This window comes from Coprococcus sp. AM97-35 (genome assembly GCF_027697525.1).
GTDB lineage: Bacteria > Bacillota > Clostridia > Lachnospirales > Lachnospiraceae > Allocoprococcus > Allocoprococcus comes.
Genome location: NZ_JAQESL010000020.1, coordinates 1 through 23,905 on the forward strand (window position 1 = coordinate 1; position 23,905 = coordinate 23,905).

Annotated in this window: 21 protein-coding genes and 1 tRNA gene; 2 read left to right on the forward strand and 20 right to left on the reverse strand. The window is 43.0% G+C overall.

Translation table 11 applies throughout. From position 1 onward, the window contains the following. Nucleotides 1-510 precede the first annotated feature (510 nt). The 8 genes from PG840_RS12325 to PG840_RS12360 form a co-directional block, all read right to left on the reverse strand. Nucleotides 511-2,358, reverse strand: coding sequence for an ABC transporter ATP-binding protein (locus tag PG840_RS12325; RefSeq protein ID WP_270613686.1), 1,848 nt, complete (start codon nt 2,356-2,358; stop codon nt 511-513). 1 nt (nt 2,359) lies between these two features. After that, nucleotides 2,360-4,753, reverse strand: a complete 2,394-nt coding sequence (locus tag PG840_RS12330; protein ID WP_117556917.1) for an ABC transporter ATP-binding protein — start codon at nt 4,751-4,753, stop codon at nt 2,360-2,362. A gap of 32 nt (nt 4,754-4,785) precedes the next feature. Beyond that, on the reverse strand, nt 4,786-5,286 hold the full coding sequence (locus tag PG840_RS12335; protein ID WP_117835418.1) for a MarR family winged helix-turn-helix transcriptional regulator: 501 nt from the start codon (nt 5,284-5,286) through the stop codon (nt 4,786-4,788). A gap of 275 nt (nt 5,287-5,561) precedes the next feature. Then, nucleotides 5,562-6,587: a threonine aldolase family protein gene (locus PG840_RS12340; RefSeq protein WP_270613687.1), complete on the reverse strand. Its 1,026-nt coding sequence runs from the start codon at nt 6,585-6,587 to the stop codon at nt 5,562-5,564. Then, nucleotides 6,584-7,222, reverse strand: a complete 639-nt coding sequence (gene thiE, locus PG840_RS12345; protein WP_117556911.1) for a thiamine phosphate synthase — start codon at nt 7,220-7,222, stop codon at nt 6,584-6,586. The genes PG840_RS12340 and thiE overlap by 4 nt, the downstream gene beginning before the upstream one ends. Then, nucleotides 7,209-8,030 carry a hydroxyethylthiazole kinase gene (gene thiM, locus PG840_RS12350; protein WP_022220107.1) on the reverse strand — a complete coding sequence of 274 codons (822 nt, stop codon included), beginning with the start codon at nt 8,028-8,030 and terminating at the stop codon, nt 7,209-7,211. Before thiM ends, thiE begins: the two co-directional genes overlap by 14 nt. A 281-nt stretch (nt 8,031-8,311) precedes the next feature. After that, nucleotides 8,312-9,760 (reverse strand): MFS transporter, encoded by a 1,449-nt coding sequence (locus PG840_RS12355; RefSeq protein WP_270613688.1) that lies wholly within the window; start codon nt 9,758-9,760, stop codon nt 8,312-8,314. Nucleotides 9,761-9,797: 37 nt separating this feature from the next. After that, nucleotides 9,798-10,973 carry a M20 family metallopeptidase gene (locus PG840_RS12360; RefSeq protein ID WP_008374392.1) on the reverse strand — a complete coding sequence of 392 codons (1,176 nt, stop codon included), beginning with the start codon at nt 10,971-10,973 and terminating at the stop codon, nt 9,798-9,800. A gap of 280 nt (nt 10,974-11,253) precedes the next feature. On the opposite strand from PG840_RS12360, the gene PG840_RS12365 reads away from it, so the two are divergent. Then, nucleotides 11,254-12,573 (forward strand): hypothetical protein, encoded by a 1,320-nt coding sequence (locus tag PG840_RS12365; RefSeq protein WP_055156452.1) that lies wholly within the window; start codon nt 11,254-11,256, stop codon nt 12,571-12,573. 144 nt (nt 12,574-12,717) lie between these two features. On the opposite strand, the gene PG840_RS12370 is transcribed toward PG840_RS12365, so the two are convergent. Together PG840_RS12370 and nrdG are read right to left on the reverse strand one after the other, a co-directional pair. Next, nucleotides 12,718-12,788, reverse strand: a tRNA-Trp gene (locus tag PG840_RS12370). A gap of 73 nt (nt 12,789-12,861) precedes the next feature. Further along, entirely contained in the window at nt 12,862-13,368 is a 507-nt protein-coding gene (nrdG, locus tag PG840_RS12375) for an anaerobic ribonucleoside-triphosphate reductase activating protein (RefSeq protein ID WP_022220109.1), read from the reverse strand. A gap of 352 nt (nt 13,369-13,720) precedes the next feature. Here nrdG and PG840_RS12380 point away from each other — a divergent pair, with 352 nt between their 5' ends. Further along, on the forward strand, nt 13,721-14,230 hold the full coding sequence (locus tag PG840_RS12380) for a hypothetical protein (protein ID WP_055156450.1): 510 nt from the start codon (nt 13,721-13,723) through the stop codon (nt 14,228-14,230). Nucleotides 14,231-14,316: 86 nt separating this feature from the next. On the opposite strand, the gene nrdD is transcribed toward PG840_RS12380, so the two are convergent. The 10 genes from nrdD to PG840_RS12430 form a co-directional block, all read right to left on the reverse strand. Next, nucleotides 14,317-16,506: an anaerobic ribonucleoside-triphosphate reductase gene (nrdD, locus tag PG840_RS12385; RefSeq protein ID WP_008374382.1), complete on the reverse strand. Its 2,190-nt coding sequence runs from the start codon at nt 16,504-16,506 to the stop codon at nt 14,317-14,319. A gap of 140 nt (nt 16,507-16,646) precedes the next feature. Continuing rightward, nucleotides 16,647-17,240 carry an HD domain-containing protein gene (locus PG840_RS12390; protein ID WP_055156448.1) on the reverse strand — a complete coding sequence of 198 codons (594 nt, stop codon included), beginning with the start codon at nt 17,238-17,240 and terminating at the stop codon, nt 16,647-16,649. A gap of 227 nt (nt 17,241-17,467) precedes the next feature. Next, complete coding sequence (gene atpC / locus PG840_RS12395; RefSeq protein ID WP_055156446.1) at nt 17,468-17,881, reverse strand: ATP synthase F1 subunit epsilon; 414 nt, start codon at nt 17,879-17,881, stop codon at nt 17,468-17,470. An 11-nt stretch (nt 17,882-17,892) separates the two neighbouring features. Then, nucleotides 17,893-19,290, reverse strand: coding sequence for a F0F1 ATP synthase subunit beta (atpD, locus tag PG840_RS12400; protein ID WP_117556895.1), 1,398 nt, complete (start codon nt 19,288-19,290; stop codon nt 17,893-17,895). 8 nt (nt 19,291-19,298) lie between these two features. Beyond that, nucleotides 19,299-20,192, reverse strand: a complete 894-nt coding sequence (atpG, locus tag PG840_RS12405) for an ATP synthase F1 subunit gamma (protein ID WP_270613690.1) — start codon at nt 20,190-20,192, stop codon at nt 19,299-19,301. A gap of 1 nt (nt 20,193) precedes the next feature. Further along, the gene (gene atpA / locus PG840_RS12410; protein ID WP_270613691.1) at nt 20,194-21,702 is read right to left on the reverse strand and encodes a F0F1 ATP synthase subunit alpha; all 1,509 of its coding nucleotides are present in this window, start codon (nt 21,700-21,702) and stop codon (nt 20,194-20,196) included. 5 nt (nt 21,703-21,707) lie between these two features. Next, on the reverse strand, nt 21,708-22,238 hold the full coding sequence (gene atpH / locus PG840_RS12415; RefSeq protein WP_319637934.1) for an ATP synthase F1 subunit delta: 531 nt from the start codon (nt 22,236-22,238) through the stop codon (nt 21,708-21,710). After that, nucleotides 22,222-22,716 (reverse strand): F0F1 ATP synthase subunit B, encoded by a 495-nt coding sequence (gene atpF, locus PG840_RS12420; protein WP_117557023.1) that lies wholly within the window; start codon nt 22,714-22,716, stop codon nt 22,222-22,224. Before atpF ends, atpH begins: the two co-directional genes overlap by 17 nt. A gap of 33 nt (nt 22,717-22,749) precedes the next feature. Beyond that, nucleotides 22,750-22,968 carry an ATP synthase F0 subunit C gene (gene atpE, locus PG840_RS12425; protein ID WP_008374373.1) on the reverse strand — a complete coding sequence of 73 codons (219 nt, stop codon included), beginning with the start codon at nt 22,966-22,968 and terminating at the stop codon, nt 22,750-22,752. 53 nt (nt 22,969-23,021) lie between these two features. After that, the gene (locus tag PG840_RS12430; RefSeq protein WP_081445281.1) at nt 23,022-23,687 is read right to left on the reverse strand and encodes a F0F1 ATP synthase subunit A; all 666 of its coding nucleotides are present in this window, start codon (nt 23,685-23,687) and stop codon (nt 23,022-23,024) included. Between the last annotated feature and the right edge of the window lie 218 nt (nt 23,688-23,905).

A 23,905-nucleotide genomic window follows, 5' to 3' on the forward strand; every position in this document is an offset into this window, starting at 1 on the left:
CTTAAAAGCCGAAAATGAATCAACGAAATAAGGAACTATTATTGATCTAGATACTATAAAACTCAAAAACAAGTCAACAGAATAAGAATATTTTATTGACTTAGATACTGTAAAATTCAAAGCTAATCAACGAAATATGCAGATATAGTTGATTTAGAATTTCAGAAATTAAAAACAGATCAACAAATTCGTTTTAGTTTAATCTGGTTGATTGAAAATTACAGAAATCATAAATAAATCAACAAATTCGGCGTTGCTAGAGATGTTGGAAAATAATTGAATTAAATTTAGGGAACGCAAGACAAGGCGCGGGAAGCGGAGCTGAAGCTCCTGTTCCGCTGGAGATTGATTAGTTTGTGGAATGATGCACTCTACTCTTTTGCCCCGACACATACGCTGTGCTGCATTCGGCTAATGCTGTCGCATCAACCGAATGAGAGCTGGCGCTCTATATAAAAATAAAAAGATGCCAAAAATCATGCTCGCATGATTTTTGGCATCTTTCCATTTTTATGCACAGCTTGTAACGTTTTCAAACTGCGAATTATACAATTCCGCATAAAACCCATTCTTCTCAAGTAGTTCTTCATGGTTCCCCTGTTCGATAATATCGCCGTCTTTCATTACCAGTATAAGATCTGCATCTCTGATGGTTGAAAGTCGGTGGGCGATTACGAAGCTGGTTCTGCCTTTCATGAGGTTATCCATGGCTTTCTGGATCTGGACTTCGGTTCTGGTGTCTACGGAGCTGGTGGCTTCATCGAGGATCAGAATCTTTGGATCAGCCAGGATGGCTCTGGCGATCGTGAGGAGCTGTTTCTGACCCTGGGATACGTTGCTGGCTTCTTCGTTGAGAATCATGTTGTATCCGCTTGGAAGAGTCTGGACGAAACGATGTACGTGGGCAGCTTTGGCTGCTGCTACGACTTCTTCGTGAGTGGCATCGAGTTTGCCGTATTTGATGTTATCTTCGATGCTTCCGCTGAACAGCCAGGTATCCTGAAGTACCATTCCAAACATCTGTCTGAGTTCGCTCCGGTTGAAGTCTTTGATGTTGTGTCCATCGATCTTGATTGCCCCGCTGTTGACATCATAGAAACGCATCAGCAGTTTGATCATGGTTGTCTTTCCGGCTCCGGTCGGTCCTACGATGGCGATCTTCTGACCTTCTTTTACTTTTGCAGAGAAATCATTGATGATGATATGCTCCGGATTGTATCCGAAGTGTACGTGTTCAAATTCTACATTTCCCTGTAATCCTTCTACAGATACTGGATTTTCGGCAAACTGATCTTCTTCTTTTTCGTCCAGGAATTCAAATACTCTCTCTGATGCAGCGGCTGTCGACTGGAGCATGTTTGCTACCTGTGCAACCTGCTGGATCGGCTGTGTAAAGGATCTTACATACTGGATGAAGGACTGGATATCTCCAACTTCGATGGTCTGTTTGATTGCAAGGTAACCACCTAAGATAGAAACTCCTACATATCCAAGGTTTCCGACAAACTGCATGATCGGCATCATCATTCCGGAAAGGAACTGTGATTTCCATGCAGAACGGAACAGGATATCATTAGTCTCATCAAATTCGCGGATCACGTCTTCTTCTTTATTGAATGCTTTGACAATATTATGTCCGCCATATACTTCTTCTACCTGACCATTGATATGTCCCAGATATTCCTGCTGGCTTTTGAAGTATTTCTGTGAGTGTTTTACGATTACAGAAATCAGTACCATAGATACCGGCAGGATCAGAAGTGCGATCACGGTCATCAGCGGACTGATACTGAGCATCATGATCAGTACACCGATGATTGTTGTCACGGATGTGATCATCTGGGTTGCACTCTGGTTCAGGCTCTGGCTCAGAGTATCTACGTCATTGGTTACTCTGGAAAGTACCTCACCGTGTGTAGTCGTATCAAAATAATTCATCGGCATACGGTTGATCTTTTCAGAAATTTCTTTTCGCATGCGATAGGTCAGCTTCTGTGATACGCCTGTCATGATATATCCCTGGATAAAGGAGAAACATGCGCTGATCACGTACAGACACAATAAAGTTAACAGGATTTTACCAATCTTTGTAAAATCAATTCCACTGCCTCCGGATACTTTTCCAACCAGACCTTTGAAAATCTCCGTTGTCGCTTTTCCCAGAATCTTCGGACCAACGATATTGAAAACTGTACTTCCGATTGCGAATATCATAACAAAGAAAATACCGATTTTATATTCACTAAGGTAAGTAAAAAGTTTCTTCATGGTACCTTTGAAGTCTTTTGCTTTTTCGCCGGTTCCCATTCTTCCATGTCCACCGCCCATAGGTCCTCTTCTTCTTGGCTGATTACTCATACTATGCTTCCTCCTTTCCGTCAGTCTCATCATTCAAGTCTCTTGCCAGCTCTGTTTCTGAAAGCTGGGATGAAGCAATCTGATAATAAGCCTCACAGGATTTCAGAAGTTCTTTATGCGTTCCGATTCCTGCAACTTCTCCATCATCCAGGACAATGATCTGCTCTGCATGCAAGATCGTACTGATTCTCTGTGCTACGATGATCACTGTACTGTCCTGTGTATTTTCTTTCAGCGCCGCACGAAGTGCCACGTCCGTCTTATAATCCAGTGCTGAAAAACTGTCGTCAAAAATATAAACCTTCGGATTTTTTGCGATCGCACGTGCAATGGACAGACGCTGCTTCTGACCTCCGGATACATTGGATCCTCCCTGCGCGATCGGGCTGTTATATTTCTTATGTTTTTCTTCGATAAATTCGGTTGCCTGTGCAATTTCCGCTGCTTTCTTCATCTCAGCTTCGGAACCATCCGGATTGCCGTACAGAATATTGGACTCAATTGTTCCTGAGAAAAGTACACCTTTCTGTGGAACGTATCCAAGCTCATCCCGCAGATCATGCTGGGAAATGGTGCGGATATCTTTTCCATCCAATGTGATCGTACCTTCTGTTACATCGTAGAATCTTGGAATCAGGTTGATCATCGTAGATTTACCACTACCGGTACTTCCGATGATCGCCGTTGTCTGTCCCGGTTTTGCTGTAAAGCTGATATCATGAAGTACGTCCTCTTCTGCTCCAGGATAACGGAAGGATACGTGGTCAAATTTTACTTCGCCTTTTCTGGATTCTTCCAGTTTTTCCGGTGTTTTCGGATCTTCGATCGCTGTCCTGCTTGTCAGGATCTCATCCACACGTTCTGCTGCAACGGCTGCTCTTGGAAGCATAATGGAAACCATGCAGATCATAAGGAAGGACATGATGATCTGCATTGTATACTGGATAAATGCCATCATATCACCAACCTGCATCTGCCCGTCACTGACACCATGTGCACCGCTCCATACAATCAGCACAGTAATTCCATTCATGATCAGCATCATCATCGGCATCATAAATGTCATGGCACGGTTTACAAATAAGTTGGTTCTTGTCAGATCTCTGTTCGCTTTATCAAATCGTTCTTCTTCATGCTTTTCTGTACTAAATGCACGGATAACCGGAAGTCCGGTAAGGATCTCACGGGTAACAAGGTTCAGTCTGTCGACCAGGTTCTGCAGAATCTTGAATTTTGGTATTGCCACAATAAATAATACAGCAACAACCATCACGATCAGGATTACCCCAAGTACGATGATCCATGACATGCTGACATTCGTATGAAGAACCTTGAAAACTCCTCCGATTGCCATGATCGGTGCATACATAACCATTCTCAGAAGCATAACTGCAAGCATCTGGATCTGCTGGATATCATTGGTACTTCTTGTGATCAGGGATGCGGTTGAAAAATGGTCAAATTCTGCATTGGAAAATCCAACAACTTTTTTAAATACCTTTCCTCTCAGATCACGTCCCGTACTTGCTGCCACTCTGGAAGCAAGAAGTCCTACGGTAACACTTGCGAGCATTCCAAGAAATGCAAGTGCAAGCATCTTACCGCCAGTTGTTAAAATATATCTGTTCTGGATCTTATCTGTATTCACGCCCAGAACACTGTAGGTTTCTTTAATATATGAAGTTGCTGACTGTTCCAGCATAGTATCCGGCATATCGTCCATTTTTTCTGATATTTTATCAATAACGTCTGCTCTCTGTTCATCCGGTATCATGTTCAGGATCTCAAAAATATCTGCATTTTCGATCTTTTTCACCTGTTCATCAATGTTTTTCTGCATTTCATCCTGCTGTTTCTTGGCAAGCTCCGGATTTGCCGCAAGTGCTGCCTTCTGCTCATCTGTCATCTGGGACTGCATACTCTCTGCCTGTTTCTCAGCCTGTTCCTTTATAGAAGAAATCATATTCTCTTTCATGGATTCTTCCATCTTCTTTGTTGTATCACTTCCAGATTCAAATCCATAAGTCAGAAGCATCGGCTTTCCAAGGATGTCAAATACCTTTCCTGACTTTTCTTCATCTTTTTTCACGGAATCCTTCAGAACATAAATTGCTCCATCATACTTATAATCCGAATCGGATTCCTTTTTCTCATATGCATCCAGCACTGTCTGCTGGTCTTCTTCTGCCACAAAAAGCAACAGCTTATTCATCTCTTCCTCTGCGATTGCATCCGGAATCTTCTCATCAATTCCTCCCTGCTGGATTCCGACATTGACAATGTCTGAAGTATAAGAAGGCAATGACAGATCGCAGTACGCCTGAACAATCAGGATAACAACAATCGCTGCTATAGTTGCTGCATAAGGCTTCAAATGTTTGAATAACTTTCTCATATAGCAATTATTTCCTTTCTTAGTAACTATTTTTATTCCTCAAATGGGTTTTTACATGGCATATCACGGAATTCTTTTTCCTGGAAAAGATTGTCACTCATCTGTAAAAGCAGTCTTCTGCACAGTATTTTCTCTTCTGTGCTCATATTCTTCAGGAGTGTATTTTCCGTGCTTCGGAGAATCTCATGCATGTTGCCAAGAATCTTCTCTCCACGTTCTGTCAGATGGATCCTTGTCATCCGCTGGTCTTTTTCGTCCTGCTCTTTTCTAATATATCCGAGCTTTTCCAGTTTCTGAACTGCTACATTCACCGATGGCGGCGTAATATGAATATGATCTGCAAGCTCTCTCTGTGACATCGGTCCTACCATCTGCAATATTGCAAGAATTCCTGCCTGTCCGGCTTTCAGCTCTGTATCCTTCATCTGGTTCGTCACATACCATTTATACATATGTCCGACCTGTGCAAGAAGAAGTTGTACCGGCATATTCTCCCTGGTAAAATCCCCACACTCAAATTTATCCGACTTCACCCTTTCACCTCCCGCAATTTAATTAGATGTCTATTCATTAGAAGTCTAATCGTTATTTTATGCGTATCACACATATAAGTCAACATTTATTCTCAATAATTTATATTTTTATAATATTTTTCACAAACAAATAATTAAATGCCTAACTATTATTTTCTCATATTAAAACACTACGAAAAGCAAAAAAGGACTCTTCTGCCATTTTCTGTGCAAAAAAGTCCTTATCATTTACCATATCTGCCTTACCTGTAAAGCTTTATTCAATTTTTCACAAATTACATATCTTGCAGGAATGCCTTCACATTTTCCTCTTTTGTCGCCCAGGAAGTGCATAATCGGATCACACTATGGGTCTCATCGTACCTTTCCTGATAAGTTACGCCATATTTTTGACGGATTTCCTGCAATTTGGCATCTTCCACAATAATGAACTGCTGGTTGGTATTGCTGTCCATGAAGAATTCATATCCTTTTTCTTTCAGTCCGTCTTTCAAAAGCATTGCCATATCAATCGCATGTTTGGAGATTTCAAAATAAAGACCATCTTTAAAAAGCTCCAGGAACTGAACGCCAAGCAGTCTTCCTTTTGCAAGCATTCCACCTTTTTGTTTAATGCAGTAACGAAAATCTTGCTTTAGAAATGGATTTGCGATCACTACAGCCTCTCCAAATAATGCACCGACCTTTGTTCCTCCAATATAGAATACATCACAACACTTTGCAATATCCGGAAGTGTCACATCGGTTCCCGGTGCCATCAGCCCATAACCCATTCTTGCCCCATCCAGAAAAAGATAAAGTCCACATTCCTTACATACAGTAGAAATATTTTCAAGTTCATTCTTTGTATACAATGTTCCTACCTCTGTCGGATGTGAAATATAAACCATCTTTGGCTGTACAATATGTTCACGAGACTCATCACTCCAGTGCAGGTCGTAATATTCCTTGATCTGCTGTCCTGTGATTTTTCCTTCCTTTGAAGGAAGTGCCAGAACTTTGTGTCCGGTCGCTTCTACAGCCCCGGTCTCATGGACATTGATATGACCGCTGTCTGCGCAGAGCACTCCCTGAAATGGACGCAGAATAGAAGAAATTACTGTAAAATTCGTCTGGGTTCCTCCCACCAGAAAATGAACATCTGCCTCCGGTGCTTCACACACCTTCTTAATTGCTTCTCTCGCTTCTTCACAGTAAGGATCTTCCCCATATCCTACTGTCTGCTCCATATTGGTCTCGGCAAGCTTCTCGATAATTCTCGGATGTGCCCCTTCTGTGTAATCGCTAGTAAACAAAATCATTTCAACATACCCTCTACTTTCTCTTTTAATTCTTTTGTAGCCTGCTCAATATCCGGCTGTCCGAAAACTGCACTGATCACGGCAACTCCGCAGATTCCGTTTCCGGCAAGCTCTGTCACATTCTCTTCCGTGATTCCCCCAATTGCCACAACCGGAATGTCCACCGTCTCGCAGATTTCCTTTAAAACCTTATGATCCAGCTTTGTAGCATCTGCCTTTGATGTCGTGCCAAAGACTGCACCGACTCCCAGATAATCAGCTCCGTGTGCCTGTGCCTTTAGCGCCTGCTCGACCGTCTTTGCCGTAACACCGATGATCTTATCCTCACCCAGTGTTTTCCGCACATCAAGAGCTTCCATATCGCTCTGCCCCACATGCACACCATCGGCATCTACCTTCTTTGCAATCTCAACATTGTCATTGATCACAAATGGTACATGGTAGGATTTACAGAGCCTGGCAATCTCTTTTGCTTCTGCCAGAAACTCTTCCTCACCCAGATTTTTTTCCCTGAGCTGGATAAATGTAGCCCCACCTTTCAGCGCTTTTTCCACCTGGCTGTACAGGCTTTCTCCATTCAGCCAGTGACGGTCTGTTACCGCATACAGAACCATATCTTTCTTATCTAATCTCATATTTTGCACCTTCTTCCAATTCTTTTCCTTCCATATTATAAATCGCATCGATGATCCGATTACGGTAGGTTGCGTTTCCATCTCCCGGCTGCATATATTTCCAGCCAGTCTCACCGGCAAGCCCCATAGCACAGACCGCTGCTGCCGCTGCTTCCAGATTGTTCTCCGGATTCGCCGCAAGGAATGCCGTCATCATCCCGGAAAGCTGACACCCGGTTCCAGTAATCCGTCCCATCTCCGGACGACCGTTCCGGATCACAAAGCACCTCTTTGCATCACTTACAAGGTCTATTCCTCCAGTCACAGCAATCACGGAACCTGTCCTTCTGGAAAAATCCTTTATAAACGGAATCATTTTCTCCAGATTCTGCTCCGTCAGTGTATCTGCCTCGTCTGCATCCACACCACTCGTTGTACCATGTCCTGCTGCTAAGGTCTTGATCTCAGAAATATTTCCCCGGATCACATCAAACTGAATATCACGTATCAGATTCAGTGCCGCCTCTGTTCGGAACGAACTCGATCCTGCTCCGACCGGATCCAGCAACACTTTATGATGCAGTTCGTTGGATTTTTTCCCGGCTTTTTGCATACTTTCAATCTTGCGCGGATTTAACATTCCCATATTGATATTCAGTCCCTGACAGATGGATGTGATTTCTTCAATATCAGTCGGCTCATCTGACATAATCGGACTTGCACCGCAGGCAAGAACCATATTTGCCACATCATTGATCGTCACATAATTGGTGATATTGTGTATCAGTGGTGCTTTTTTTCGTACTTCATCCAGATAGTTTCCAAGCATTCTTTTCCTCCGGTAAATCATATTATTTCTTATATCTTTAAAATTGTCTCTATAATTATAAAAAGACAGATATATGTCTGCCTTTCTTCTTTTCACTATTTCTTATTATACTCTTGATTTTCTGAAATGCAATCTGCATTTACCTGAAACATATGTCATTTCCATTCTCATCCCTGTATCCGGCAGATCTATAAAAGACTTCTCCAGATAACAACCGGGGCAGATGCTTTTTCACATCCGCCCCGGCTTCTTATTCACATGTTCACATGGATTTCAATATTCTATTTACTTTCTGCTGCTTTCTTGCTCATCTCCGGTTTTACAATGAAGATTACCAGAAGAAGTCCAATCAGAGTAACGACTGCTGCTGTCCAGAATACAGATTTTACACCATTCTGGATCAGTGCTACATTGGTCGGATCAGCTGATGTACTTGCATTATATGCGACTGCAAATACTGCAACTGCAATTGTTCCTGAAAGTGAGTTTGCGAAATTAACCAGAGAAGTTCCGATTCCCATATCTTCCGGTGCCAGCATTGCCTGTGCTGTTGGCGTAATGGATACAGCACGGAAGCTTTCAGCGATACCTGTAACTGCAAGTGCTACAAAATAAATCATGATCGAAGCACCTGAATTTGTTACCAACGCCATCACAGCCATCGGGATCATTGCAAGACTTGTACCAATTACCATTGCTTTCCATGCATTGGCAGCTTTCTTTCCTACCCATGCACCTGCGATAGTAGGAAGAATGATTGTAATCAGTGTACGCGGCATCTGCAGTGCACCTGCTGCACTCGTGGATGCTCCCATAACCTGCATGGCACCGATCGGTGCATAATAGTTCATGGCATTCTGATAGAAATAACAGATAAATCCTACAATAAGGAGTACTGTGTAGTTTTTATTTTTAAATAATTTCATTGGAATCAACGGCTCTGCAGCTTTATTTTCAATCTTAACAAGTGCAATAAGAGCAATGATACCAATTACAAGACCTGCAAGAATCATTGGATTTGTCCATCCTATAGAAGATCCAAAGTTCAGTGCAAGCAGAATTCCGCAAAGTGATACGATGAGTGCGATCATCCCCGGAACATCAATCGTAACCTTTCCTTCTCTTTTCTGATTCGGCATGTTCATTCCGATCAGTACTATACCAAGAATAAGTGGAATTGCCGGCATAAGGATTGCCACAGTCAATAATCCCATATCTGTTAAAATACCTGCGATGATACTTCCTCCAAATCCACCAACAGCGATTGCGGTTGCAAGCATACCCATTGCCTTTGGTACATCTTTTCTTTCATTGATAAGACCTGCGATAATGTATGGTGCTGCTGTAAATGCGCCCTGTGCAAGGCTGACAATCAGTCTGAGGATCATAAGTGGAATCAGAGATCTGACAAATGCAAATGCAAAACCTGCAAGTGCGCAGATAATTCCAGGAATCACTACAATGTTTCTTCGCCCAATAAGGTCACCTAATTTTCCTCCGATCGGAGTCATAATCGATACACCGATCGCACCTACGATAGAGAAGAGTCCTACATATCCCATCGCATCAACTTTTTCAAGGATAGGTGCTGTTAACGTTGCAAATACCAGTCCATACATTGCTACAGAAAGCATCATGCAGATACATCCGATCTGAACCAAGTTTTTCTTTGCCTTCGGAAGCGGAATCGCAACCTGTGGCTGTGCCTGAGCCTGCTGTTCTTTACTCATATTTTTCTCCTCCTGTTCCTAAAGAAACCTTTACTCTCTATTTGTTATTTTTAAGCCACTGTGAAGCGCAATGTGCAAGACAAGCTGCTCCGATCGGGCAAACATCCTCATTAAACTGTGCTTTCGGATGATGTGCCGGATACTGTCCTCTTTCATCCAGATATCCTGCTGACAGATACATAAATGTACTTGGAACCTTTTCAGCGATCACTGCGAAATCTTCAGAAGCACTTGCAGAAATTCCCGGATATGGTGTGAGTCCCGGAATTCCAAGCTCCTGCATATATCCAACCACTTCGTCGGTAAGCTTCGGATTGCAGATCAGCGGAGGAACTTCTGAGATCATCTCAATATCAACGGTTCCGTTATATACAGCTGCTGTCTTTTCAGCGACTTCTTTCATTCTGCGGACCAGAAGTTCTCTTGCTTCCGGCTTGTTGGTACGGATCGTTCCCTGGAGAACAGCGGTCTCAGGAATGATGTTTGCTGCAGTTCCGCCTGCAAACTGTCCGATTGTAAGTACACAAGAATGTGTCGGATCACTTTCTCTTGCGATCAGTTCCTGCAATGCAAGATGGATATGAACTCCGATGTTGATCGGGTCAACTCCTACATGTGGATAAGCACCATGGGATCCTTTTCCATGGATGGTGATCTTAAATCCATCTACAGAATACATCATCGTATCCTTATCATTGTACATAAAAAGTCCGATTGGCATTTTTCCCGGTGATACATGGTATGCAAGTGCTGCATCAACCGGAGGATTCTCAAGAATACCATTCTCGATCATATTCTTGCTTCCTTCAAAAGTCTCTTCTGCCGGCTGGAACATGAATTTGATAGTTCCTTCCAGTGTATCTTCTTTTTCTTTCAGCATCTTTGCTGCTGTAAGAAGCATTGCAGCGTGGAAATCATGTCCGCATGTATGTGCTTCTTTTCCTGTAGGACATGCAAATTCTTCTCCGCTTTCTTCCGGCATCGGAAGTGCATCCATATCTGCTCTCAGAAGAAGAACCTTTCCCCCTTTGCCGAGTGTAGCTGTTACCCCGTAGCCACAATCCTTCGGCTCAAGTCCGTATTCTGTCAGCTTTTCCATAACATAAGCTTTGGTCTTTGGAAGATCCAGACCAGTTTCAGCATTTTTGTGGATGTGTCTGCGGTTTGCAATTGTTTCATCCTTTAATTCCAATGCTCTTTCATAGTAATTCATACTAAGCCCTCCTTTAACTTTGTTCCTGCCATTTACGTTAAAAATACTGTTCTACTTTTAGTATATTTACAGAATATTTTTATTTGTTTTTGGAACATTTACAGAATAGTTATCACGATTACAATATACCAACTTCTAACATTTTAGTCAATAATATTACAGAATATTCTTGATTTTCGTTGTTTTTACCTATTTAATCGTTATTTTTTTAATTTTCAGAATATTATGGTTGATTTATGGAAGATAATTTTATATGATACTTTTTGAGAGGTGAAAGAAAATGAGAAGAAAAATTGTGGCTATTACCAGCCAGTACTTAAAGGAACCTATCTCGCAGATCGTCTCAGAACTAAAACTAAACTGCGACATCCAGGTGGTTTCCTACAACAAATTTGACACAATATCAGAAGTTTACGATTCTTACGCCGGGGACACTGACGGATTTCTTATCAGTGGTAAGATCGCAAAAGCTGCCATTGAGTCAACTGCGCACGCTTATAACCGTCCGATTGTATCCTTTGAAATTGATATAGCCGGTCTGTACCGTGCTCTTTTGAATCTGCTGATTTCCAACCGGGATCTGGATATGGACCGGATTATTCTGGATTTCCTGATTCCGATCGATGGCGGCTGTACTGCAACCGCTTTCCTTAAGGAGCTGGACATTGATACAGTTCCACCACATATTAACAACTGGACCAAGGCACTGACCCGTACCAGTATCAGTACGATTGAAAATCATGTCCTTTCAGAGCTGATCCGTATGTGGAACAACAATGAAATGGATATGGTTCTCTGTCAGTACAGTAATATCCTGCCGGAGCTTCGTGCGCACGGGATCCCGACAATCTATCCGCTGCCAAGTGTCAGCCATATCCGGGATCTTGCAAATGAACTTCTGTCCACGATTGAGCTGGAGCACATGCGTTCCAACCTTCCGGTTATCATCAATGTATCTCCCCGTAGTTCGACAGATAACACACCGGAAAATATCCAGCAGATCTATGTCTGTATGGAAGATTTCTTTAAAAAGAATCTGATGAATTGTATCTCTCAGAAAGTGGATAATCACTGCAGTGCCCTGACCACTGTGGAAATGCTGCAGCATATTACACACAATAACAAGGTCTGCGAACTGAATGAATTTCTCACCGACAAACTGCATTTTGAATGTGCTGTAGGATACGGAATCGGGGCAAATTTTGACAATGCGATCCGTAATTCTGTAAATGCCCGCAAAGAGGCTGTTCAGTTTGGAAAAAGTTTTATCCAGAATGAAAACGGGGATATGATCGGACCCCTTGGTTCATCCGACCGAAGAGTGATCCAGAATCAGTATGTGCAGAATCTTGGAAAGATTGCAAAGCAGTGTAATCTTTCACCGGTTACGATCAAGAAAGTCCTTGCCAGTACGCATGCTGCCGGATCAAATAAAATTACAACGCACGAGCTTGCCGAACGGATGGGAAGTACGGTGAGAAATGCGAACCGGATTATTCAGAATCTGGAAAATGGAGGAGTCGCGAAGCTCGCTTATACGCAGACGACCAATGCGAAGGGGCGACCGGTTAAGGTGTACGAACTTTATTTTAATTTCTAAAGAAATATATTGATTTACAAAAATATAGGTTATGTCAGCATCAGACAAAAATAATTCCCATCAGATTCTTTGTGCAAACAATTGAATCTGGTGGGAATTATAGAGTATAAAAAATCTCCCGGAACTGCTTCCGAGAGGGCTCTACAGGGGATGACAGAATCGAACTGCCGCTAAGAGTTTTGGAGACTCCTGTCATACCATTTGACCAATCCCCTATTTAATTTTATGATCTAAAAAAGACCACTTGTTATTTATATCACAGTGGTCTTTTTTTGTCAATGAATTATTTTAGTTTTTCGCATTTTGGCGGATTTCATCAAGGTGAAGGATTCTCTGGTTGCGGCTTCCGCGGAATTCCAGGGTGAGATCTTTTTCGGCTTCGATGAACTCGCCGTCTACGAGGGTATCGATACAGGCGAGCATCTTGTCAGTGTATTCGGTGTAGACTTTTCCGCCGGGGATGAGGTCTACATCATAGAGATATCCGGTGTAGCACCAGACATTTTTCTCCGGGTAGCTTTCTTTGATCTTTTGCAGGAGTCCTGCGAGCTCTTTCTGGTTCTCCGGTTCGAAGGGTTCGCCGCCTAGGAGGGAAAATCCCTGGATATATGCCGGTTTAAGTGCTTCGAGGATCTCTGCTTCTACTTCTTTGGTATATGGATTGCCGTAATTGAAATCCCAGGTCTCGGAATTGAAGCATCCTTTGCAATGATGCCGGCAGCCGGATACGAAAAGGCTGACCCTGACGCCGGTTCCATTTGCGATATCGTAATTTTTGATTGTTCCGTAATTCATATCTTTATACTTCCCTTTTTCTCATTATAGCAGTACTACTCTGCTGTCCATTCTTACTCTTCTTATCAATTATAGCAAATCACACCTGAAAATCAACTACTACTGTCCTCCGATAAAGTACGATTCCAACCGCTCCGGCGGTCTTTTGACTCCTCCAAATGCTGTGATAAGTGCTGCTATGATTTGTCCGCATACATTCGCCCAAGCAACTGCCTTTTTGTAAAAATAATATTAGCGTTTTACAGCCAGCTCCATTATACTATACTTATAAACACCCAAAATGTGAAAGGTAGATCAATCCAATGGCAGGAAAACTATTTTAACTGCCCCCACAAGCAAAGGAGGGATTCTCATGACGAAAAAAGCAGCGCCAAAAATTTATTTTATTCTGTTACTTTTGTTTATTCTGCTTACTGGCTGCTCAGACAAAAAGGCATCTGAATCAGCCGTAAATCCGGAAGCCGAAGCAGTAATTACTGCAATGTTTACTGCGCCAAATGAAGAATTATACTCTCCGGATGCTTCTAATGTAATCGGTGAAAATACTGATGCAAATTCTGATGATGCTTTCGCCAATTCTGAGAAAATTCTTGAGAACTGGAACAAGCTTGTAGGAAAATATTTTGAGCGCGACCGATTAGAATATTTTGTTTCAACCTATGGTCAGACCTATCTGTCCGAAGCAGCTTATAATAATACAAAAATAACGGTAAAAGATATTTCACTTGATTCCAAAACAGATGATTCTGAAACAGTTCTTGTGACTTTTAAGATCAATAAAGAAGAAATGGTCGAAAAAATCTATTTTTCTTATGACCAGGATGGTTTGATAAAAGATGTTTATCCAATTAATTTTAAATAATTTATAATAAAGGACACGGCTTCGCCAAGCGAAAGCCGTGTCCTTTATTATATCTTCTCACTATTTTTTCAAAAACATTTCCATCCTTACAGATGCAGTACCCTGTCCTTAATCTCCTGGGTCCTTCCCTGATTCCAGAACTGGGTTCCGATATATCCGCAGGTTCTTCTCGCTACAAAGAGCTTATCCTGATCCCGGTTGCCACAGTTCGGGCATTCCCATACCAGCTTTCCGGTCTCGTCCTCGATGATCTTAATCTCTCCGTCATAGCCGCAGACTTCACAGAAATCACTCTTGGTATTCAGCTCTGCATACATGATATTCTCATAAATGTACTGTAATACGGAAAGTACCGCCGGAATATTGGTCTGCATATTCGGTACTTCGATATAGCTGATCGCCCCACCCGGTGAAAGCTTCTGAAATTCCGATTCAAATTTCAATTTGCTGAACGCATCAATTTTTTCGGTAACATGTACATGATAACTGTTGGTAATATAGTTCTTATCTGTGACGCCCGGAATGATTCCGAAACGCTTCTGCAGACATTTTGCGAACTTGTATGTGGTAGATTCCATCGGTGTGCCGTATACGGAATAGCTGATATTTTCTGCTTCTTTCCATTCTTTACATTTATCATTCAGGCGCTGCATAACTGCCAGTGCAAATGGCTTCGCCTCTGGATCTGTATGGGATTTGCCAAGCATCCGCATACACATCTCATAAAGTCCTGCATAGCCAAGAGAAATGGTGGAATATCCGTCAAATAACAGCTTGTCGATCGTCTCACCCTTTTTCAGACGGGCAAGTGCCCCGTTCTGCCACAGGATCGGTGCAACATCTGAAACGGTTCCGAGAAGGCGTTCATGTCTGCACCGGAGTGCTCTGTGACAAAGCTCCAGTCTCTCATCCAGGATTTCCCAGAAACGTTCCATATTGCCCTCTGCTGAACATGCCACGTCAACCAGGTTGATCGTTACAACCCCCTGATTGAAACGTCCATAGAACTTATGACTTCCGTCTGCATTTCTCTGGGAATCTTCTACGGTAAGGAATGAGCGGCACCCCATGCACGGATAAACATCTCCGTTTTTCAGTTCTTTCATGATCTTTGCAGAAATATAATCCGGCACCATACGCTTTGCCGTACATTTTGCAGCCAGCTCAGTCAGATACCAGTATTTGGAATCCTCGGTAATATTATCTTCATCCAGTACATAGATCAGCTTCGGGAACGCCGGTGTGATCCATACACCCTTTTCATTCTTAACACCCTGCATACGCTGCTTCATCACTTCTTCGATGATCATCGCAAGGTCATCCCTGGTTCTTCCTTCCGGGACCTCATCCAGATACATAAACACCGTTACGAAAGGTGCCTGTCCGTTACAGGTCATCAGTGTGATCAGCTGATACTGGATCGTCTGGATTCCGCTCTGTACTTCGGTACGAAGCCTTCTCTCTGTGATCTTGTCGATGATCGCATCATCCAGAACCTCTCCGGATTCTATTCTTTCTTCAATGACACTCTTGCGGAGCTTCTGACGGCTTACATCTACGAATGGTGCAAGATGTGACAGCGTAAATGACTGTCCGCCATACTGGTTACTTGCAACCTGTGCAACGATCTGTGTGGTCACATTACACGCGGTAAAGAAACTATGTGGTTTCTCAATCATCGTCTCGCTGATGACAGTTCCGTTCTGGAGCATATCCTCCAGGTTAATCAGATCACAGTTGTGCTCTTTCTGCGCAAAATAGTCCATATCATGAAAATGAATGATTCCTTCTTCGTGTGCACGGACGATTTCCTCCGGAAGAAGGACTCTCTTGGTAAGGTCCTTGCTGACCTCTCCTGCCATGTAATCTCTCTGTGTAGAGTTGATCACAGGATTCTTATTGGAGTTCTCCTGCTTTACTTCCTCGTTCATATGATCGATCAATGCAAGAATTCCGTTATCCGTTGTATTCGACTTTCTGGTTAATTCTCTCTTATAGCGATAGCGGACATACTTCTGGGCAACCTCATAACCACGCATCTCCATAATGCCGGTCTCAACCATATCCTGGATGTCCTCCACATTCACTGCATGCGTAAATTCCTCTGCCTGCTGTGCAATCTTCTCCGCAATTGCAATGATCTGAAAGTCATTCATCCTGTGGATGTTCTCAACCTCTTCATTCGCTTTTTTGATCGCATTCACAATCTTCTCCAGCCGGAAGTCTACTTCCTCACCGTTTCTTTTGATTACTCTCGTCTTTACTTCCAAATCCATCCCAACTTTCTCCTAACTTTGTTCCATCGCTCCACAAAATATAGTGTCACTTTTAAGTTTCTCCACTATATTTTGCGCTCTGTAGTATATGATACCCCATATTCACGAAAATGAAAAGGGGGATTTTTGTTTTTTTTATGTTATTTTTTTATCTTGCCATTTTCCAGATTCGGTCTTAAGAATTCTTCTTTCGCATACTCCCAGATCGCTTCTGAGCCTTTTGACGTATTCCGGTTACGGTTCAGGATCTGTTCAATATGAACATCGTGTTCCTCCCACGCTTTGCCGTCTGTAGCCGCATTTAACATGATCGGCTGGATATTGTCCATCGTCCGGGCAAACTTCGACTCAGCAGTCTCCTGTGCCTCAAATTCCTCCCAGAGCGCCCGAAATTCCTTTCCCTGCTTTTCCGGAAGAAGTCCGAAAATCCGGTCCGCAGCCTTCACTTCCCGTTCCCTCTGCGTCTTCTTCGCATCTTCATCATAGGCATAGGTATCCCCCGCATCAATTTCTACAATATCATGGATCAAAAGCATCGTCACTGTCTTAAGAACATCAATCTTCTCATTGGCATATCCCGCAAGCAGAACCGTCATGATCGCCATATGCCACGCATGCTCCGCGTCATTCTCCTTACGCACCCCATCCGTCAGATATGTCTGCCTTCCAATAAATTTTTCCTTATCAATCTCCCGAAAGAAATTAAATAATTGCGTAAGCTCCTCTTTTTCCACGTTTTTGCTCCTTCTATGATGAAATACACTCTATTTGAACACCTCAAAATCCTTTTTCTCAGTACACGCACACTGTTATATATTCTACCACAAACTACCCTGTATCGGAACTTTTATTTTGTAAAAGATTGTACCATTTTTCCCAATAAATTTTGTCAAAAATTCCGTATTGAAAAAGCGCGCAATCTGTAGTAGATTACGCGCTTCCACATAAATTTGTTTCCTATTTACCATTTTTTTCGCTTCGACACCTTCAACCGGTTCATCGCCCTTGAAAGCGAAGCCTGTGTCCGGTAATATTCCTGTATACTCTGTTTCTGGCGAAGCTTTTCTTCTGCATACTCCATCTGCTCCTGGGCATGTCTGGCATCGATATCCTCCGGTTTCTCTGCCGTCTGCACCAGCATCGTCACACGGTTGTTGACGATCTCAAGGAATCCGGCTCCGACCGCAAGGTTCACCCATTCGCCTTCTTCAAACTGAAGCATTGCCTCACCGATCACCACAGCGATCACCATATCTTCATGGTGCGGAAGAATTTCCATTCCACCGCCGTCCGGTACCGGCACGATCATCTTTCTGCAACGTCCTTCATAGAATACCCGGTCACTGGAAATGATTTTAAGTCCAAATGTATCCATACCTGGCACCTCTATTCTGCTTTTTCAGCCTTTGCCTTCTCGATGACTTCATCAATCGTTCCTACATTGAAGAATGCATTCTCCGGATACTCATCCATTTCTCCGTCGAGGATCATCTTAAATCCTCGGATCGTCTCTTTCAGAGGTACATATTTTCCCGGAACTCCGGTAAATGTCTCTGCAACGAAGAATGGCTGGGAGAGGAATTTCTGAATCTTTCTTGCTCTCATGACCGTTGCCTTGTCTTCATCGGAAAGCTCTTCCATACCAAGAATTGCGATGATATCCTGCAGCTCTTTGTATTTCTGCAGAACCTCTGTTACACGGTTTGCAACTTCATAATGTTCTTCTCCGACAATATCCGCCTCCAGAATACGGGAGTTAGATTCCAGTGGATCAACTGCCGGGTAAATACCCTGTTCTACAACCTTACGGGAGAGTACGGTTGTTGCATCCAGATGAGCAAATGTAGTTGCCGGTGCCGGGTCTGTAAGGTCATCGGCAGGGACATAAACAGCCTGTACGGATGTGACAGAACCATTCTTTGTAGATGCGATCCTCTCCTGCAGTTCACCCATTTCAGTTGCCAGTGTCGGCTGATAACCTACGGCTGATGGCATACGTCCAAGAAGTGCGGATACTTCGGAACCTGCCTGTGTAAAACGGAAAATATTATCAATGAAAAGAAGCACATTCTGATGTTCTTTATCACGGAAATATTCAGCCATCGTAAGTCCTGTCTCAGCGACACGCATACGTGCTCCAGGTGGTTCGTTCATCTGACCAAACACTAAGGCTGTCTTATCCAGAACTCCGGATGCTTTCATTTCTGTCCAGAGGTCGTTACCTTCACGGGAACGTTCTCCAACACCGGTAAAGATGGAATATCCGCCGTGCTCTGTGGCTACGTTACGGATCAGTTCCTGGATCAGTACAGTCTTACCTACACCGGCACCGCCGAACAGACCGATCTTACCACCTTTTGCATAAGGTGCAAGCAGGTCGATAACCTTGATCCCGGTTTCCAGGATTTCTACAACCGGGCTCTGGTCTTCAAATGATGGCGGATCTCTGTGGATCACCCAGTGTTCGGTATCTTCTTTGATTTCTTCGCCATTATCGATGGTTTCTCCAAGTACGTTGAACAGACGTCCAAGGGTCTGCTCTCCAACCGGTACTTTAATTCCAGAACCGGTAGCGGTTACTTCCATGTCCTTGCAAAGTCCTTCACTTGCTGCCAGCATCAGACAACGAACCTCATCATTTCCCAGATGCTGCGCAACTTCCATAATACAGGTTTTTCCGTTGTTCTCCACCTGCAGGGCATCTTTGATGCGCGGCAGATTTCCGTCTTCAAATACAACGTCAACAACTGGTCCCATGACCTGTACAATACGTCCTTTATTCATACCTGTTTTCACTTCCTTTTCCGTTTCTGGGCTTTGGCGCCTGCACAAACCTCAGTAATTTCCTGTGTGATCGCAGCCTGCCTTGCCCTGTTATATATAATAGAAAGATCTTTGATGATTTCCTGCGCGCTGTCTGTTGCTGATTGCATTGCTGTCATTCGCGCATTGTGTTCGCTTGCATATGCCTCTACCAGACATCCATAGATCATACCAACCACGTAGTTTGGTACGATGCTGTCCAGAACCGCCTCTGCTGATGGATAAAGCGCAATCGCCTCTCTATGGATGTTAAGCGGCATTTTCATTTCATTAAATAAAGATCTCTCAAGCGGCAGGATCTTCATTTTTTCAACCGTTGTCAGCATCGAATTTTCCATTCTGGTGTAAACGATGTAGACCTCGTCCAGTTCACCTCTCTCATACTGGGAAAGAATCACTTCCGCGATATCTCTTGCCCTGTGCATGGTCGGTTTCTGCACAGTATAGAGGAAATTGGTGTCAATTTCCACACCCTTATTCGCATAATAGTGTCTGCCAAGCTCACCGACTACGAACAGCTTATGCTCTCCCGGCTCCTCCAGGATCTCATCCTCCACCTTGACAATGTTGTGGTTGTAAGCTCCTGCAAGTCCTTTATCCGCAGTAATGACAATGGAACCTATCTTTCGTTTCTCTTTTGGAATCTCTTCCCGCACATCAAAATACCGGTGCTCGATCTCAGGAATATGCCTCAGGATTCTGGAAATCTCTCCCTGAAGTCCGTAAAAGTACGGCTCTGAATCTGTCAGCTTTTTCTTCGCCTGTCTCATCTTGGTAGACGAGATCATATACATGGCGTTCGTGATCTTCATCGTATCTTTGACGCTGTTGATTCGAGTCTGTATTTCTCTGATATTTGCCATATTAACACCTGCTGTCTTTGAATTCCTTCGCTGTTTCCACAATCTTTGCAGCCAGTTCATCGGACAGAGCCTTTGTCTGCTCAATCTCTTCACTGATTTCCGGATGAACTGTTGCAAAATAATTCAGCATATCCATCTGGAATTTCTTAACCTCTTTTACCGGAATTCCCAGAAGCACTTTATTTCGTGCTGCGCAGAGGGTGATGACCATCTCATGCATGGACATTGGATGTCCGAGTGGCTGTTTCAGAAGTTCCATCAGACCAGATCCATATTCCAGCTGTTCCTTTGTTGCTGCATCCAGATCGGAACTGAACTGTGTGAATACTTCCATCTCACGATACTGTGCAAGATCGATACGGATACTTCCGGCTGCCTTCTTCATTGCCTTTGTCTGTGCTGCACCACCAACACGGGATACGGAAAGACCTACGTTAACCGCCGGTCTCATTCCTGAGAAGAACAGATCACTTTCCAGGAAGATCTGTCCATCTGTAATGGAAATGACGTTGGTCGGAATGTATGCAGATACATCTCCTGCCTGTGTCTCGATGATTGGAAGTGCTGTGATCGAACCGCCTCCCATTTCATCACTTAAACGGCTTGATCTCTCAAGCAGTCTTGAATGCAGATAGAAAACATCTCCAGGATAAGCTTCACGTCCCGGTGAACGTCCAAGAAGCAGGGACAGCGCACGGTATGCAACTGCGTGCTTTGAAAGATCATCGTAAACGATCAGGACATCTTTTCCTTTATGCATGAAATGTTCTGCGATCGCGGTTCCTGCATATGGTGCAATATACTGAAGCGGTGCACAGTCACTTGCTGTTGATGCTACTACGATGGTGTAATCCATTGCGCCGCCGTTTTTAAAAGTATTGACAACCTTTGCGATCGTTGATGCTTTCTGACCGATTGCTACATAGATACAGATGACATCCTTACCCTTCTGATTCAAAATCGTGTCTGTAGCAATGGAAGTTTTTCCTGTCTGACGGTCTCCAATGATCAACTCTCTCTGTCCACGTCCGATCGGGAACATAGAATCGATAGAAAGGATTCCTGTTTCCATTGGAACGCCGACGGATTTACGGTCTACAATTCCTGGTGCTTCATTTTCAATCGGTCTGTAATCTTCTGCTTCGATTTCTCCCGCTCCATCAATCGGAGCTCCAAGTGCATTTACGACACGTCCGATAAATTTATCGCCAACCGGTACTCCGGCTTTCTTTTTGGTACGCATCACTTTCGTACCTTCTTTGATCTCTACATCTGATCCGAACAGGATGCAGCCGATCGTATCTTTCTGAATGTCCTGAACCATACCTTTCAGTCCATTTTCAAATGTCACGATTTCTCCGTACATTGCATGCTCTATTCCATAGATATTTGCAATTCCGTCACCGACAGAGACAACCGTACCGACCTCGCTGTCTTTACTGATCTGATCAAAGTTCTCTATTTCATTTTTCAGAATAGAAATAATTTCATCTGAGCTAATTGAACTCACTTTGTTCACCTCCAGGTCAATTTTTGCTCTAATCTCGATAATCTTCCTTTCAGACTCCAGTCATATTCATCATCACCGGTCTTTAAGATAAATCCGCCAAGTAATGCCGGATCTTTGACTATCTCAATCTTCACATCTGTCTTATGGTACTTCTCACAAAGAAATTCTCTGATTTTCTCAAGTCGCTTTTCATCTGGTGCTTCCACACAGGTAAGCGTTGCCATCTGGATTCCTTCCTGCATTTTACAGTATCTGTCATAAGCAAAAAGAATCTGACTGATCTCGCTCATTCTCTGATTACGGCATACAACCTTGAGAAAATTTTTTATTTCTTCCGGGAAAATCTTGTCGATCGAACTTAATTTTTCCCGCATCGGTACCACCGGACTTGCAAATGTTTCTTCAAGCACCGGTACTTCTTCAAAAAGCCTTTCAGTCTCTCCTACCGCTTCTTTTGAAATTCCAAGCTCATATAAAACATGTGCATACTGTTTTGCCGAAGGGCTACAGCAATACTCTTTATTTAACCTCTTCATTGACATGAGCATCACCTGCACCTTTCAGAAACTGATCATATATATCCTGATTTCCTTTTGTGTCATCCACAATCTTACGTGCTGCCTGCATTGCCAGTCCTGCGATCTCACTTTGCAGATCATTCATGGTCTGTTTGCGTTCATTTTCAATCGTCTTTCTGGCATCTTTCAGGATTCCTACGGCTTCCGTATTGGCTTCCTGAAGGATACGCTCTGATTCTCCGGCTGCAGTTTTCTTAGCTTTTTCCACGATCTGAATGGATTCTGCCTTTGCTCCTTCCAGAGCCTTTTCATATTCCGCTTTCAGTCTCGCCGCTTCTTCCTGACTATCACTGGCATTCTTCAGTCCGTCAGCAATCATTTTTTCACGTTTTTCCATAATTCCCATTACTGGTTTGAATAAGAATTTTTTCAGCAAAAGATAAAAGACAATCAGGTTGATGATCGTAAAGAGAAGGCTTACATTAAACTGTATCACCTGTCCCACCTGCCTTTCTTCATTTTACTTTTCTTATTTCAGCATCAAGATGATAAGAAGTCCGATAATGAAACCGTAAATAGCGGTTGCCTCTGCAAGTGCACAACCAAGGATCAGGTTCTTGCTGATCTTGCTTTCTGCTTCCGGCTGTCTTGCGATCGCATCTACTGCTTTACCTGTTGCAAGGCTGATTCCAAGTCCTGCTCCTAAACCTGTTAAAACTGCTACTGCTGCTCCAATTGCTACTAACATAATCTTAATCTCCTTTTTTCTTATAGATTTGTGTTTCTTCTGTCATTTCGGGATTATTCCTGCTCCTCATTCATGAAAAGTGCTGTCAGGAATACGAATACATATGCCTGCAGGAATCCATCGAAAATATCGAAGTAAAAACTAAATGGTATCGGGATAAGAACCGGAGCCACTGCTTTTAAAAGCTCCATGATAACAAACGCTCCCAATACATTACCGAACAGACGCATGCAAAGTGATAATGGTCTGATCACAATCTCCAGAACCATAATTGGTGCTACGAATGGTACCGGCTTTGCAAAATGCGCCGCCCAATGCTTAAATCCATTCTTCCGGATTCCGGAAAATTCAATCAGGCACATACTCATGATTGCAAGTGCTGCTGTTACATTGAGGTCTTTTGTCGGTGACTTAAATCCGAACAGACCAATGATATTGGCTATCCCAATATAGATAAGCACTGTAATCAGATACGGAATATATTTCCTGTTTTCTTTTCCCATGATGTCTTCAAAGAAGTCCAGTCCTTTTCCTATTGCGGATTCCAATAAAAGCTGAACCTTTCCCGGATTTTCGACGCTCAAGCTTCGGACAAATATGATACAAAGTCCTACGATTACCGCCATGATGATCCAGGTAACTACGACCGACTCTTTTACCGGTATTCCGCCGAATATCGGGATCGTAAACACCGTCTCGCAGTTCAGCTCTTCTAACAGAGTCTCTGTTAAATGTTCCGTATCGCTCCCTCCCTTTCGTTTTATTTATTCTTATTTTAGAGTACTTTTTAGAGTGTCCTCTAAAAGTCATGCTTATATTACGCTCACACTTTTTCTTTGTCAATATTTTCAGCTTTTGTAGATTGTACAGTAAAAAAACCAATTTTTTTATCTATTTTCACCATCTTCATCTATTTTTCTTTTATTTTCTTTAGCTG

Bases quoted from the DNA above. Each gene is read 5' to 3' on its own strand.
- PG840_RS12325 (WP_270613686.1), bottom strand. From the start codon at position 2,358: ATGAGTAATCAGCCAAGAAGAAGAGGACCTATGGGCGGTGGACATGGA.
- PG840_RS12330 (WP_117556917.1), bottom strand. From the start codon at position 4,753: ATGAGAAAGTTATTCAAACATTTGAAGCCTTATGCAGCAACTATAGCA.
- PG840_RS12340 (WP_270613687.1), bottom strand. From the start codon at position 6,587: ATGATTTTGTTTACTAGCGATTACACAGAAGGGGCACATCCGAGAATT.
- thiE (WP_117556911.1), bottom strand. From the start codon at position 7,222: ATGAGATTAGATAAGAAAGATATGGTTCTGTATGCGGTAACAGACCGT.
- thiM (WP_022220107.1), bottom strand. From the start codon at position 8,030: ATGCTTGGAAACTATCTGGATGAAGTACGAAAAAAAGCACCACTGATA.
- PG840_RS12355 (WP_270613688.1), bottom strand. From the start codon at position 9,760: ATGAGTAAAGAACAGCAGGCTCAGGCACAGCCACAGGTTGCGATTCCG.
- PG840_RS12360 (WP_008374392.1), bottom strand. From the start codon at position 10,973: ATGAATTACTATGAAAGAGCATTGGAATTAAAGGATGAAACAATTGCA.
- PG840_RS12365 (WP_055156452.1), top strand. From the start codon at position 11,254: ATGAGAAGAAAAATTGTGGCTATTACCAGCCAGTACTTAAAGGAACCT.
- nrdG (WP_022220109.1), bottom strand. From the start codon at position 13,368: ATGAATTACGGAACAATCAAAAATTACGATATCGCAAATGGAACCGGC.
- PG840_RS12380 (WP_055156450.1), top strand. From the start codon at position 13,721: ATGACGAAAAAAGCAGCGCCAAAAATTTATTTTATTCTGTTACTTTTG.
- nrdD (WP_008374382.1), bottom strand. From the start codon at position 16,506: ATGGATTTGGAAGTAAAGACGAGAGTAATCAAAAGAAACGGTGAGGAA.
- atpC (WP_055156446.1), bottom strand. From the start codon at position 17,881: ATGGATACATTTGGACTTAAAATCATTTCCAGTGACCGGGTATTCTAT.
- atpD (WP_117556895.1), bottom strand. From the start codon at position 19,290: ATGAATAAAGGACGTATTGTACAGGTCATGGGACCAGTTGTTGACGTT.
- atpG (WP_270613690.1), bottom strand. From the start codon at position 20,192: ATGGCAAATATCAGAGAAATACAGACTCGAATCAACAGCGTCAAAGAT.
- atpH (WP_319637934.1), bottom strand. From the start codon at position 22,238: ATGAAGAGGTTAAATAAAGAGTATTGCTGTAGCCCTTCGGCAAAACAG.
- atpE (WP_008374373.1), bottom strand. From the start codon at position 22,968: ATGTTAGTAGCAATTGGAGCAGCAGTAGCAGTTTTAACAGGTTTAGGA.